This window comes from Algoriphagus sediminis (assembly GCF_030403435.1).
Lineage (GTDB): Bacteria > Bacteroidota > Bacteroidia > Cytophagales > Cyclobacteriaceae > Algoriphagus > Algoriphagus sediminis.
On sequence record NZ_JAUEPH010000003.1, the window covers coordinates 655,001 to 668,573 of the forward strand.

A 13,573-nucleotide genomic window follows, 5' to 3' on the forward strand; every position below is an offset into this window, starting at 1 on the left:
TTCAGAATTTACATCTTCGGAAGAACCACGGTATCTACAGAGTGGATTACTCCATTTTTTTGCCATACATCAGCGATCAAAACTTTGGATTTTCCACCGTTTTCATCTGTAATGTAAAGGTCCTTGCCCTTCATCCATGCAGTCAGTTGTCCACCTTGAACGGTCTTTAGGGTCGCTTTGCCATTTCCTTTCTTTATTGCTTCAGCAATTTCCTTGGAGCCCATTTTACCCGCCACCACATGGTAGGTAAGTACTGCGGTTAACTGTCCCTTGTTCTCAGGCTTCAACAGTGTTTCTACCGTGCCATCAGGCAATTTTTCGAATGCTGAATTTTCTGGGGCAAAAACTGTAAAAGGCCCGTCCCCCTGAAGGGTTTCCACTAGTCCAGCTGCCTTCACGGCTGCCACGAGTGTGGTGTGATCCGCAGAATTAACCGCATTCTGAACAATGTTTTTAGAAGGGTACATTTCTGCTCCACCCACCATTTTCGTTTTTTCCATTTGGCCAAATACGAGATTTGCTGAAAGCAAGGCATAAGCCATAACTATACCGCCGAGATACTTTTGAATTTTCATGTTGATTTCTGTTTTGTTGAGATTAATTATTTGTCCTGATCTACGCAGCGGTGTAAGCATTCGGATTGAGTAGAGTAGAATTTTTCTTCCATTTTTGGAATTCTCTACAGACCTGATCCTACTTTTGCCCGAAATAGGAGAACTCTTTTCATAGAATGGAATGCGGGAAACTTTCTGCGAAACAGCAAAAATCTTAGCTTTGTAGCTTCATTTGAAGCAAACGGATGTATAAGGAGAAAATTCAAGAAATCGAAGCTGCCATTTCCGCAGCTGACGCCAATAATCCAGAAGAGCTGGAAGCCTACAGGATGGAGTTTATCTCCAAAAAGTCTGTGGTGGGTCAGTTGTTTGGTATGATGCGGGAGATACCGAATGAGGAAAAGAAAGCCTTCGGGCAGTTGGTAAATGGGGTTAAGCAAGCTGCTGAAGCCAAATTCCAGGAATTGATAGAAAAGGTAAATTCCGGTAGTAAGAAATCCGGTCGTCGTGGATTGGATTTGACCTTGCCTCCAGGAAACCAGGCCATGGGTTCCATACATCCGCTTACGGCGACCCGAAGAAGAATTATCGAAATATTTGAGCGAATAGGCTTCAATTTGTCCGAAGGACCTGAGATTGAAGACGATTGGCATAATTTCACAGCATTGAACTTTCCGGAAAACCATCCGGCCAGGGAAATGCAGGATACTTTTTTCATTGAAAAGAATCCTGATATCGCATTGAGGACACATACTTCATCAGTTCAGGTGCGTGTCATGGAAAACCAAAAGCCACCTATTCGTACACTTTCTCCAGGTAGAGTTTATAGAAACGAGGCGATTTCTGCAAGAGCCCATTGTATCTTTCATCAGGTGGAGGGACTTTATGTGGATGAAAACGTAGGGTTTGCTGATTTAAAGAATACGCTTTATCATTTCGCTAAAGAAATGTTTGGTAAGGAGACCAAAGTACGTTTCAGACCGTCTTATTTCCCATTTACTGAGCCTAGTGCGGAGATCGATATTTCCTGTCTGATCTGCGGGGGCAAAGGCTGTAATGTCTGTAAGGGCAGCGGCTGGGTAGAGATCGGAGGATCTGGAATGGTAGACCCCAATGTCCTTGAAAACTGCGGGATTGATTCTAAAAAGTACACCGGTTTTGCATTCGGGATGGGAATTGAGCGAATCACCATGCTAAAATATCAGGTCAATGACTTGAGGCTGTTCACAGAAAATGATGTTCGTTTTCTAAGGCAGTTTTCATCCTTAAGCACATAAAAAAATCCCGGCAAATGCCGGGATTTTTTTATGTGCTTGGTCTAGATTAAACTTCCAGACCCTTATCTCTCATTTTCTTGAATTCATCAAATCGTCTATAGATGGCTACAGTGAATCCTATCAACATGATGATGGTCCCAACCCAAAGTACGTTGATATAAGGTTTTACAATGGCCTTCATCACCACGTAGTCTTTTTGGTATTGATTCACTTTGAAAACAAATTTGTTTTCTTCCGGTAGGATGTTTTCAAGGCTTACTCTCAGTCCAAGCTCATTGTCAATTACCGGAAGTTTCCCAACCTGATTATTTCTAATGATAAAGGTAGGCTCTAGAACTTTTTCCACGTCATAATCCAGTATTCTAAGCTTTGCCTTGACGGCAATATCTCCTTCCTGCATCACATAATCATCCATTTGATCAAGCACCTCAGCGCCGTCGAAATAGGTGACAAAATCAGCCACATGAAATTGCTCACCTGGAGCCACTTCATAAATCTCATCTTCTTTCCAATCTGGATCAGCATAGTCATTCATTGCCGCCACATAGGTGTAGAGATCTTTGTTTAGATAGATTTTTGAATCAGGTGAGGAAATGAGCCCGCCCATTCCCTCATTGAACTGAGACATGGGATTTAGCGAGAATTTCAAGACCTCATTTTGGAAATAATCAATTTGGAAATAATCGTTTTCCTCCAGCACTATATCTACTTCCTCGCCCTTTTTGAAGTAATCTTTATAATCGGTTTTTGCGATCATCTTATTCACTTCAGGCGTAGTCTCCAGAATTCTGGCAGGAACATATTCAGGCACCCCAACTACCTTTTTATGGCGCCCACGATACACCACTGTGTAGTCCTTCATCTGTGTGGGCTTGTTGATCCAAAGCAGCACATGTTCCTTATTCATCTCATCTTCCCAGCTGTTGCTGTAGGTCAGTCCTGACATATTGACCGAGATGATATCGGAATATCCTGAGCTAAACATAATTCCGATTAGCACCATCCCAAGACCTATATGTGCCAACGACCCACCGGCCAGTTTGAATGTGCTCTTCTTTAGAAGCTTTGCCAGTATGGTGGCATTAGCCACGATGGTAAAAGTTCCTGCAACTACAAGGATGATGTATTTCCAGTCGTAAACTTTAGCTAAAACAATGATAGCTGCAGAGAACAAAAGTGAAATCACGTAGGGAGTAATCAGTGCATTCTTTAGCTTTGATTTATCCATTTTTTGCCACCAGAAAAATTGACCCACTGCGGTAAGCAGTGCCAAAGCTACTGCAAACCAAAGCTGGAATTTGGTATAAAACTCCACCTGATCTGCCGGAGGTGCCATGTTAGAAATACCACCAAAACTTTCAATCAGTGCATTGTATGCCGGGATAGAGGTAGGAAGAATCACCTGGAAGGCCATAAGACCGAGAGTGGTGGCCCCGATGAAAATCCAAAACTCTCTGGAATAGACAGAAGCCTCCCGCTCTGAGCTCGGGATATTTTTCCATGATCGTATGGAAAGTACCACGGCTACCAGCAGGAAGAAAAGCATATAAATCAACAATTGTCCTGACAGACCCAAGTCTGTGAAGGAGTGTACTGAGGCATCTCCAAGTACTCCGGATCTTACAAGGAAGGTGGCATAAAGCACCAAAACAAAAGACATGATCACTAAAACGATCGAGGTTTTTAGAGCCGTGGCACTCTTCTTAAAAGTAATCATGGTGTGGATTGCAGCCACCATTACCAGCCAGGGCACGTACACTGCATTTTCCACCGGATCCCAATTCCAATATCCGCCAAAGTTCAAGGTAACATAAGCCCAATAGGCTCCCATAATGATTCCCATTCCAAGAATCATAGCTGAGAAAATTGCCCATGGCAAAGCTGGTCTGATCCACTCGGAATACTTCTTTGTGGCTAATCCTGCCATAAGGAAGGCAAATGGCACCAAGGTAGACGCATACCCAAGAAACAGCGTAGGTGGATGGATAACCATCCAAATGTTCTGGAGCAAAGGATTTAAACCTGTTCCATCTTCGGGAACAAAATCTGGATTGACCTGAAATATCGGAGCTTGTGTAGCATCTCTCAGAAGGATAAATGGTGAGGACCCGATTTTCAAATCTCCGATTACCACACCCATAATCATGGAGACCAGAAAGGCCTGAACCAATGCAAAAACGATCATCACCGGTGCTTCCCAAACCTTATTGATTCGAATCAGAAAGGCACCCAGGATGACATTCCAAAACATCCAAAGGATAAAAGCACCTTCCTGGCCTTCCCAGAAACTGGAAATCATATAATGGACCGGAAGAGCTTTGCTACTATGCGAGTAAGCATAGAAATATTCAAACCGATGGTTATAAATGATCGCAAACAGCGATCCTGCGATCAAAAACGTAGCGATTCCATGAATAGCAAAACTGATTCTACTGAACCGCATCCAGCTTTGCTTCTCTATTTCATTTGCCTGATACGTCTTAAAGTAGGCATAAGCCGTAATCAGGGCCGTAACAAAAGCTACTATGGTCATCAGATGACCGAGGTCACCTAAAAATGTGTCAATCATTTTAAAAGGAATTTCTTCTCACTCACATACCTGCCGCCTGCACTTCCGTTTCCTGATATTTAGAAGGACATTTCATCAGGATTTTATCAGCCACGAAGATATCTTCGTTCTTGTAGGAACCGATTACTACCACGGACTCTGAACGGGTAAAATCTGCCGGAACAGGTTCATTATAGAATACTTCTTGTTCAGTCCCATTATTATCCACCAGGACGAAAGTGAATGAAACTTTGTCCTCACGGACATTTAAACCAACTACCTCTCCTGCAGAATCCTTCTTCAGCTCTCCCACCACATGAATGGGTTTGTCTTCCCCATCCATCATCATTTCTTTGGCAGTATTAAAATCCTCATAGCTACTCGCATCACCGATGGAAGTCATGATGATTACGATGGCTATTGCGATGATTCCTAATCCAAGGATATGTCCTTTTTTCATCTCTTCTAAGGGTTATTTCTCTTTGATCAAAGCTGGAAGCTTCTTCTCTAATTTACTTATTTTTTTATCCGTGCTGATCAGGTAAAACGTGATTCCGAGGAAAATGATCAGGATTATTCCGACCAGAACATAAATTTTTCCTTCCGATCGCATCAGGTCCGCCATTTCTACAGAACTATTGCTGTAATCCGCTTCAGTCACTGGTGTTTTTTCCTGTGCCAAAGCTGACAAACTGAAAACCAGCATCACTATGGTGATAAGTTTTTTCATGATTATGAATTAAGGAAATGGTCCTCCATTACCCGGGTTATTCGACGTGTTCTTATCCGTATTGTTGCGATCCAGGCCCCAAATAATGTCCAGCCGATGATAGCAGGATAAAAGACCATTCTTAGTTTGGAATCTAGATCATATGCATTGAAGCCGGGATTCCCTCCATTTCCAGGGTGAAGGCTATCGGTTAATCGCGGTAAAACAAAGATTAAGGGAATAAAAGCTGCAAAAGCGAAAATGTTATAAATCGCCCCTATTCTTGCCCTTTGGTAATTATCCGTCAGGGAATTTCTAAGGATCAAGTAGGCGAAATACATTAAGATTCCGATTGCTGCGGCATTTTGCTTTGGATCACCGCTCCAGTAATCTCCCCAGGTAAACTTTGCCCAAAGCATCCCAGTGGCTATTCCAAGAACTCCAAACACGATTGCGATATTGGCGAATTCGACTGCCTGATCGTCATGCGACAGGTCATTGGTCCGTAGAAATTTCACGCTGTGATAAACTGAAACGATCAGAAGCAAAATCATTCCAAACCACATGGTCACATGAAAATGAAGTGCACGAATCGTCTCATTTAGAATTGGAAGCCTGGGAGCCTCCATCAGAAGTCCTGCGATCAGGGTGTAGATCAGAAGGGCAACAGCTAAAATTTTCCACCAGTTTTGGCGCATAAATCCTCTTTGCTTTTACGAAGTGCAAAAATAAGGTATAAGTTCCTGAAATGGGCTGTTTTTGTGAGCTTTTTGGTCCTCTGAATCAGGAATTTGATGAAAGGCAAGCCAGGATAAATAAGCTTTATGATAATGATATTTAAAGTTTTGGAACTTCGTACTTTTTCTTCAACCCTTATGAAAAAAGATTCGTTAAATGTGTATATTTTAAAAAATCATACACATATGAGAACGAATATAGAAATTAATGAAGAATTGATGAGAGATGCCATGGAGGCCACTGGGCTCAGTACTAAAAAGGCGACTGTAGAGGAGGGGTTAAAGTTGATCATTCAATTGAAAAACCAGGAAAAGATCAGAGATTACAGAGGCAAGCTTGCTTGGGAAGGAGATCTGGAGAAAATGAGGATCGACTCATGATTTTGGCTGATTCCTCTGTATGGATTGATTATTTCAATGGTAAGGAAAACTCCCAAACAGATTTTTTAGATCAATCACTTGGACGTCGAGTAGTTTCTACTGGCGATTTAATTTTGGCTGAAGTTCTTCAAGGTTTCAAATCAAAAAGAGATTTTGAAGTGGCCTTGAGTCTTTTTGAAAAGTTGGTCTTTCACCAAATTGGAGGAAAAGAAATTGCAATTAAGGTGGCAGAAAATCATCGTTTATTGAGGAGAAAAGGCATTACGGTTAGAAAAACTATTGATTTATTTATTGCTACCTATTGTATCGAGAATGATCTGACACTATTACACAATGACCGAGATTTCGATTCCTGTGTTAAATATCTGGAACTGAAAATAGCCTTGGTCTAAGCCAAAATTCAGGATCTCCACAAATAGGGGAAGAGAATATAGGCGGTAGCCCCTACGATGGCATTGATGGCTAATAGAGAAAGCACCTTGTCAGCACTTACACTCCAATCCAATCCATCCAAAGCATTCTTAGAAATTCGAATAGCCATAAGCAAGATGGGAATGATTACCGGAAAACTGAGGATAGCCATTAGCGTGGCATTATTCCCAGCTTTGGAAGCGATAGCTGAAACCATGGTCAGACTCGCGGAGAATCCCATGGCCCCTAGGATTAAATTCAACAGAAATAATGCATGGTCCTGAACTGGGTTTCCCAAAATCATAGAAAAAACTCCATAGCCCAATAAGGCTAAGATCAGCGTGAGCCCAGTGTTGTAAATGATTTTTGAGAGGATGATTGCCTCAGGAGATGCGATCATGTAGTAATAAAGCTGTCGCCCTTGGTGCTCTTGCACAAAGCTTTTGGCAACGGCGTTCACGGCAGAAAAAAGGATAATGATCCAATAAAGCGCATTCCAGGTAGGTATTGATAATGCTCCGCTTCTGGCACCAAAGCTTAAATAGGTGATAAAAACGGCTGAGACCACATAAAGCAAAATCCCATTTAAGGCGAACTTTTGTCTCCATTCCAGGGTGAGTTCCTTTTTGATCAAAACGGATATTTGCTTCAGCATGGGACAAAGATAAGATGGAAGTCCGAATTAGGATTTATGATTTCAGATTTACGAGTTGGGAATGATGAAGTTTGAATTCAATTTCTAAACCTACAACCTACAACCTATAACCTATAGCCCACAGCCAAGAGGAGATAATCCATAAGCCATTGCAGGCATCAAACACCCCATAAAACTGCCAACAGAAAACCGGTAACTGATTACTGACTTCTGCCAATTTGACACCAAATCCCGTTTGGAACAAGCATTGATATGCTAGCTGTATCAAAAAATTGTGTTTAACTAAACCTAATTATAATCATGCAGGAAAAAGGTACTATCTCGATACATACCGAGAACATTTTCCCGATAATCAAGAAATTTCTTTACTCAGACAATGAAATCTTCCTTCGGGAGCTTGTGTCCAATGCTGTCGATGCTACTCAGAAAATCAAGCGTCTAGCCACACTTGGCCAATACTCCGGCGATTTAGGCGACACAACTGTGGAGGTTTCATTCGATGAGAAAAAGAAGACCATTACCATTTCTGACAAGGGTCTGGGAATGACCGCAGAAGAAATCAAGAAATACATCAACCAAGTGGCTTTCTCAGGAGCGGAAGAATTCGTGGAGAAATTTAAGGATGCCAAAGATGCCAATGAGATCATCGGAAAGTTTGGCCTTGGTTTCTATTCTGCCTTTATGGTTGCTGATAAAGTAGAGATCAGCACCCTCTCGTATCAAGATGGCGCAGAACCAGCCAGATGGACTTGTGATGGAACCACGGAATTCGAAATCACTGAAGGAGATAGAAAAGAAAGAGGAACCGATGTAATTCTTTACATCAATAAGGACTCAGAGGAGTTTGTGGACAAGTTCAAGATCCAGGGGATTTTGGACAAATACGCGAAGTTCCTTCCTGTACCTATCAAGTTTGGAACAAAGACCGAATCCGTAGAAGACGGAGAGGATAAGGAGGGCAAGAAAAAGTGGAAGTCCGTGGAAGTTGATAATATCATCAATACCACCGAACCCATTTGGACGAAGTCTCCCAATGATTTAAAGGATGAGGACTACTTGAAGTTTTACAAGGAGCTATACCCCATGTCAGAGGATCCACTATTCTGGATTCACTTGAATGTAGACTATCCATTTAACCTAACGGGGGTTTTGTATTTCCCAAAGGTGAAAAATGAATTTGAGCTTCAGCGAAATAAAATTAAACTCTTCAGCCGTCAGGTGTTTATTACCGATGAGGTAAAAGATATTGTTCCTGAATTCTTGATGCTTCTTCATGGTGTCATCGATTCTCCTGATATCCCTTTGAATGTGTCTAGAAGCTTCCTTCAGGCAGATTCTAATGTCAAGAAAATCAATAACTACATCACCAAAAAGGTGGCAGATAAGCTCGCCGAATTGTTTAAGAAAGACAGAGAATCTTATCAGAGCAAGTGGGATGATATCGGTCTATTCGTAAAGTATGGAATGATCTCCGAAGAGAAATTCTATGAAAAAGGAAAAGACTTTGCCTTGCTGAAAAATACCAATGGAGAGTATTTTACATTCCAGGAGTATGAGGACAAAGTAAAAGCCCTTCAAACAGATAAGAACGATCAGACAATCTATCTCTACGCCACGGATGTGGACCAGCAGGATGCATTTATCCAGTCTGCCAACAAGAAAGATTACGATGTCTTGGTGATGGATTCACCGATCGATAGCCACTTTATCCAGAATTTAGAAGCGAAGCTTGAGAAAACTCAGCTGAAGCGTGTGGATGCGGACGTGGTGGATAAGCTCATCCAGAAGGAAGATGCTCAGGCAAACCTCCTTACTGAAGAGCAAAGCAAAGAAGTAAAAGAACTATTCGAAAAGGCTATAGGTGATCAGTCTTATACGGTAGAAGTGGAAGGATTAAGTCCAGAGGAAATGCCTGTGACCATCACCATGGAAGAATTCATGAGAAGAATGAAAGAGATGGCTGCTACCGGCGGCGGTGGAATGGGCTTTTATGGAGCCATGCCAGATGCCTACAAAGTGGCCATCAATGGTAATCACCCTGTAGTGGATAAGATTATCAAAGCCAAAACTGAGAAGACCAAGATGAAGCTAGCTAAGCAAGCCTTCGATTTGGCAAAGCTTTCTCAGGGTCTTTTGACTGGTAAAGACCTAACTTCCTTCGTTCAGCGAAGTGTAGACTTGCTGTAAGGCTATTTGAATTTGGATAAATATTAAACCTCCGAGGTCATGAAGAACTCGGAGGTTTATTTTCTAGGTATAAACCTAAAGAAGCTTACAAACTAAAAAATCTTAAAAAAATAAACCGAAGGTTTGTGATATAATTAGAAGGGAAGTATATTTAGTTACAGTCAAAAGCGCGATAGACTTTTTAATCAATTGTTTAACTTTAATTTTTCAAAAATGAAATCTTCAAAACTTTTTTCAATCTGTCTATTTGTGATGTTTACAATATTTTTCTGTGGATCACAAAAAACTGATGCCGGAACTTCATATCTCAAAGAGAATGCATTACAAATTGTTTATGATACCGATGTTCAGTCGGGTGTTGAGGTAGCGGGTACCGAATTACCATTAGGAATTGTCGTCCGAGGAGGCCACAAAGCACTTGGAGTTATGGGAATTTGCCAATGGGCTTTTTCTACTTGTGACACTGACAAGAATGTTTTTACGCCATTTTAAAAAGAAGGGGATCGCGAAAAAGATCCCCATTCCTAATTCTTTTGGAGTAATTGTATTTAGCCTTTTTTGGATTAATATCATTTTGTCATGCACTCCGGATAATTCTTTTGATTCTTATCAAAGTAGAAAAGATAATCTTATCCAACTTGACCTGGATAATTTGGAGTTTCTAAATGAGGCCAATTTGGATCAATTTTTTTCGATTGCGAAGGTGGTGGAGTTAGAATCGCTGGATTCTACCTTTATCATAAACTATGATAAGGTGATTATTTCAGAAGAGAGGATATTTCTGTTGGATAAAAATGGATCCTATTCCGTCCATGCGTTTGACCAAAATGGAAACTTTCTGTATACCATTTCGAATTACGGGGAAGGGCCAGATGAATATAGAGAAATACGAGATGTCACAGTTGACTTCTCTAATTCCACCCTGAATATTCTTGACTTCGCAAGTAAAACTATCTGGGTTTACGATATTAATTATGGTCAACTAGTTAAAAAGCTCTACTTAGGAAGAGATCATTATTATTCATCTTTTGAAAGTCAAAATGGATTTTTTGTGATTTCCCATGGTAACAACTGCGGACTACTTAGCAATTGCGAAAATTTGACGATTGCGGATAATTTTCTGAAAAATGATTCGAGTTTTTTATCTATTCCCAAAAACTTAAGAGGTTTTGATTTAAAGCCCAATCAAACCTTTTCTAGGCATGGCAATAATATTTATTATACCGAGCTCCTTAATGATACAATTTATGAAGTGAATCCTAGTGAAGGCTTGTTCTCCGCAAGATTTGCAATTGATTTTGGACATTACAAAATACCAAACGAATTCAAGTATTCGAATGCGAATAGTTCAGGAACGCAGCTAATTAACTATGCTCTAGCCAATCAAAAATCAATCGGAATAAACCAGTGCTTTGTATCTGATTCCATTTTATACTTTAATCACGGATTGCCAGAATTAAAGCATATTTTTTATAATCTTTACTCCAGAGAAGGATTTAGTTTTAATGAATTTAAAACGTCAAATTTATTATTAACAGGTAGGATTCTTGGGACTTTAAAAAATGACTTCATTACTCTAATTTCAGATGAAGCCTTAATGGCAATGAAGCAAAGTTTTGAATCAAAGGATAGTTTGATTTATAGGCAAAGTAATCCTGAAGCTTATAGGTTAGTGAAAGATAGAAATCCAGGTTCAAGTCCTGTAATCGTTTACATAAAGGTAAATTTTGAAAAGGTGGATTCTAAATAGAGTGTTTTACCTTGGATGTTTCATGGTTTACATTCTTGGTTGTCAACCGGATAAGATTGATATTAACGATGAGTATACCCAAGGTATATTGACTTGGTATGCTAATGATTATCAAATCATTCAAAAATCAGAGGGGGATTGGTTTTTGTATTTCGATGATAAGATTGTTTGTCAAACCTGTAAGCTGCCAATCTTGTCACAAATTAAAGAGTTCCCAAGTATTTCGATTATTACAAGGTTTGATTCAGAAATTGAATTAAGGGCCTTTAGGCAGGCTTATAAGCTGGATAATCAGATAATTAACTTATCTGGGAATTCTAGATTTGTGCTTGGAATTCCATTTTTATTTCAAAAGGAGGGGAAGTCCTTGAAAAGTCTGATAATTCTGCGGGCTGATAGTTTAAATGAAGGCAATTGGTTGAATAGTTTAAAAGAGTAGAGCCTATTCGCTAGGCGGGCTTAAAGTTTTAAAAACATAGAATTTAAAGAATTAACCTTCCAAAACATGCCTTCGGTTTGGCTAAGCTTTTGACTGGTAAAGACCTAACTTCCTTCGTTCAGCGAAGTGTGGATTTGCTGTAAGGCAAAGCTAAAGGTCAGAAATATAACCTCAGTGGACTACAAGCCCGCTGAGGTTTTTTTATTCCAAGAATCATTGGATGTTAGAAAAACTTGTTCAAAAATCCTCCTTAGAATTTGGATGAAAATTGACCATTCTGAAAAAATGCATTTGAAATAATTAAAAACGCAGGTGATAAAAAATGACCAATCTGACGCCTTAGAGGCATAAACAAAAATTAGTTACTGAATATCAGACACTTATAAAATTCGTTCATAATTCTTTTAACTAAGACTTAAATTTTTAAATAGAGGGGGATTTATTTAGTTTAAGTTCAATGCGCAGCGAGCTTTTTAAATAAATGTTTAACTTAAATTTAAGATGATGAAAAAAATTATTAAAGGATTAGGCGTGGTTCTGTTTTTTTTGGTCGCCTTTTTCCAAACCCAATTTAGCTTTGAGCACCCTTTTATTCGACCAATGCAAAAAGTTGTTGCACTGACAAGTACACCTTCGTGTGCTGATAAATGCAGACACTTTTTGGGGGAGGTCTGTACGTTTACACATGAGGATGAGAATGGAGCTAAGCAAATAATTACTTGTTTAGATCATGACGAGAAAAAATCTATTGGATTATAGAAAATTATTCTTGTCGGCAAGGCATTATACTTATTTATTGCCTTGTCGTATTCAATAATTGAGCTCCTATTATGTTAAAATTGAAAAAGGTTTATTTTTTAGCATTTGCTATGCTGTGTAGTTGTTCTCGAGAATCAGATTCTATTGAGGATGAAGAAATTTTCTTTGTTTATGATGATTTTGGTACTGAAATAAAATTGGATGAACCTCAAACGCTTTTGGCATCAGATTCTCTTTTCAAGCCAACAAAGATTCATATATTGAAAAATTACCTGTTTGTAACAGAACGTGTTTCCCAAAATGTTATGCACGTTATCCATAGTGAAACGGGTGATTATTTAGGGATGAGGGGCAATAGGGGCGCAGGGCCTAACGAAGTTTTAGATGTTTGGCAATTCCTTGATGAGGGAAGTGAGAGACTTGGGATTTTTGATATCGAGCAGGGTAAAATTTTAGTTTATAATTTGGATAGCTTGGTCAGCGGGAACAACATACCTTCGGAAGTCTACCAACATAAGGATTTAATTTTTAGTAAATCCATTGATAAGGAACAAAGTTTGATTTTCTCGATAGGAAATCCTATTCAACAATCTGAGTCAGAGGATAGGTTTTACAGTCTTGATCTTAAATCGAATTCAATGTCTCTCGGTTTGGATCGAGTTCCATTTGAAGATTTGAAAATTGATGGTTTGCCAGATGAATTTATCCATAAAGCTCGCTATAATGCCAAGCTCTTCAAGTTAGAACAGAGAATAATCAGCTATTATCAGGATCTTCCGATGTTTGAAATTTACGATCTCGAAACCAACTCAAAAAAAGCTTTTATCGGTCCTGATGAGTTAAATTTATCCAGTGAATTTGGTTCGTTATATTATTATTCGGATGTATTCAGATCGGATAATTATATTTATTTTTTATATGTTACAAACAGGGAATTCAAAGATTACAATGCAAATGTAGTTTTAGTATTTGATACTTCAGGTAAGCCTGTAAAAAGATACGTTTTAGAAACACCTATTTTTTCATTTTCTATTTATAAAGATGATCAATTATATGGTTTGAGTGAAGGTAGTGATAGGTATGAATATGAAATAATCAAATATAATCTCAAATAGTTGTTTGATTAAAATAGCCTGCTTTTTAGGCTTTATAAGCCTGAACCTAAG

At 39.4% G+C, this 13,573-nt stretch carries 13 protein-coding genes; 7 read left to right on the top strand and 6 right to left on the bottom strand.

Annotated elements, in window-relative coordinates:
* Positions 1–8 precede the first annotated feature (8 nt).
* On the bottom strand, positions 9–575 hold the full coding sequence (locus tag QVH07_RS09255) for a fasciclin domain-containing protein (RefSeq protein ID WP_289999884.1): 567 nt from the start codon (positions 573–575) through the stop codon (positions 9–11).
* A 224-nt stretch (positions 576–799) separates the two neighbouring features.
* On the opposite strand from QVH07_RS09255, the gene pheS reads away from it, so the two are divergent.
* A complete protein-coding gene (gene pheS, locus QVH07_RS09260) occupies positions 800–1,831 on the top strand; it encodes a phenylalanine--tRNA ligase subunit alpha (protein ID WP_289999885.1) in 1,032 nt (343 codons plus the stop codon).
* Positions 1,832–1,877: 46 nt separating this feature from the next.
* Here the strand turns inward: pheS and ccsA (QVH07_RS09265) are convergent, their stop codons facing one another.
* The 4 genes from ccsA (QVH07_RS09265) to ccsA (QVH07_RS09280) are packed head-to-tail and all read right to left on the bottom strand — an operon-like array spanning position 1,878 to position 5,786.
* Complete coding sequence (gene ccsA, locus QVH07_RS09265) at positions 1,878–4,400, bottom strand: cytochrome c biogenesis protein CcsA (protein WP_289999886.1); 2,523 nt, start codon at positions 4,398–4,400, stop codon at positions 1,878–1,880.
* A 22-nt stretch (positions 4,401–4,422) separates the two neighbouring features.
* On the bottom strand, positions 4,423–4,839 hold the full coding sequence (locus QVH07_RS09270; RefSeq protein WP_289999887.1) for a cytochrome c maturation protein CcmE domain-containing protein: 417 nt from the start codon (positions 4,837–4,839) through the stop codon (positions 4,423–4,425).
* A gap of 12 nt (positions 4,840–4,851) precedes the next feature.
* Positions 4,852–5,109, bottom strand: a complete 258-nt coding sequence (locus tag QVH07_RS09275; RefSeq protein WP_289999888.1) for a CcmD family protein — start codon at positions 5,107–5,109, stop codon at positions 4,852–4,854.
* Between the two features lie 2 nt (positions 5,110–5,111).
* Positions 5,112–5,786, bottom strand: coding sequence for a cytochrome c biogenesis protein CcsA (ccsA, locus tag QVH07_RS09280; RefSeq protein WP_289999889.1), 675 nt, complete (start codon positions 5,784–5,786; stop codon positions 5,112–5,114).
* Positions 5,787–6,011: 225 nt separating this feature from the next.
* Between ccsA (QVH07_RS09280) and QVH07_RS09285 the strand changes: the two genes are divergently transcribed.
* The gene (locus tag QVH07_RS09285; protein WP_289999890.1) at positions 6,012–6,206 is read left to right on the top strand and encodes a type II toxin-antitoxin system VapB family antitoxin; all 195 of its coding nucleotides are present in this window, start codon (positions 6,012–6,014) and stop codon (positions 6,204–6,206) included.
* Positions 6,203–6,598 (top strand): type II toxin-antitoxin system VapC family toxin, encoded by a 396-nt coding sequence (gene vapC / locus QVH07_RS09290; RefSeq protein ID WP_289999891.1) that lies wholly within the window; start codon positions 6,203–6,205, stop codon positions 6,596–6,598. Before QVH07_RS09285 ends, vapC begins: the two co-directional genes overlap by 4 nt.
* Before the next feature lie 8 nt (positions 6,599–6,606).
* Here vapC and QVH07_RS09295 read toward each other — a convergent pair whose 3' ends face one another.
* Positions 6,607–7,272, bottom strand: coding sequence for a heme exporter protein CcmB (locus tag QVH07_RS09295; protein ID WP_289999892.1), 666 nt, complete (start codon positions 7,270–7,272; stop codon positions 6,607–6,609).
* A gap of 300 nt (positions 7,273–7,572) precedes the next feature.
* On the opposite strand from QVH07_RS09295, the gene htpG reads away from it, so the two are divergent.
* The 4 genes from htpG to QVH07_RS09315 all read left to right on the top strand — a co-directional run bounded on the left by htpG (position 7,573) and on the right by QVH07_RS09315 (position 13,522).
* Positions 7,573–9,459, top strand: a complete 1,887-nt coding sequence (gene htpG, locus QVH07_RS09300) for a molecular chaperone HtpG (protein ID WP_289999893.1) — start codon at positions 7,573–7,575, stop codon at positions 9,457–9,459.
* A 213-nt stretch (positions 9,460–9,672) separates the two neighbouring features.
* Positions 9,673–9,951, top strand: coding sequence for a hypothetical protein (locus QVH07_RS09305; protein WP_289999894.1), 279 nt, complete (start codon positions 9,673–9,675; stop codon positions 9,949–9,951).
* A complete protein-coding gene (locus QVH07_RS09310) occupies positions 9,932–11,209 on the top strand; it encodes a DUF4934 domain-containing protein (protein ID WP_289999895.1) in 1,278 nt (425 codons plus the stop codon). Before QVH07_RS09305 ends, QVH07_RS09310 begins: the two co-directional genes overlap by 20 nt.
* A 1,269-nt stretch (positions 11,210–12,478) precedes the next feature.
* Entirely contained in the window at positions 12,479–13,522 is a 1,044-nt protein-coding gene (locus QVH07_RS09315; protein WP_289999896.1) for a BF3164 family lipoprotein, read from the top strand.
* Positions 13,523–13,573 lie beyond the last annotated feature (51 nt).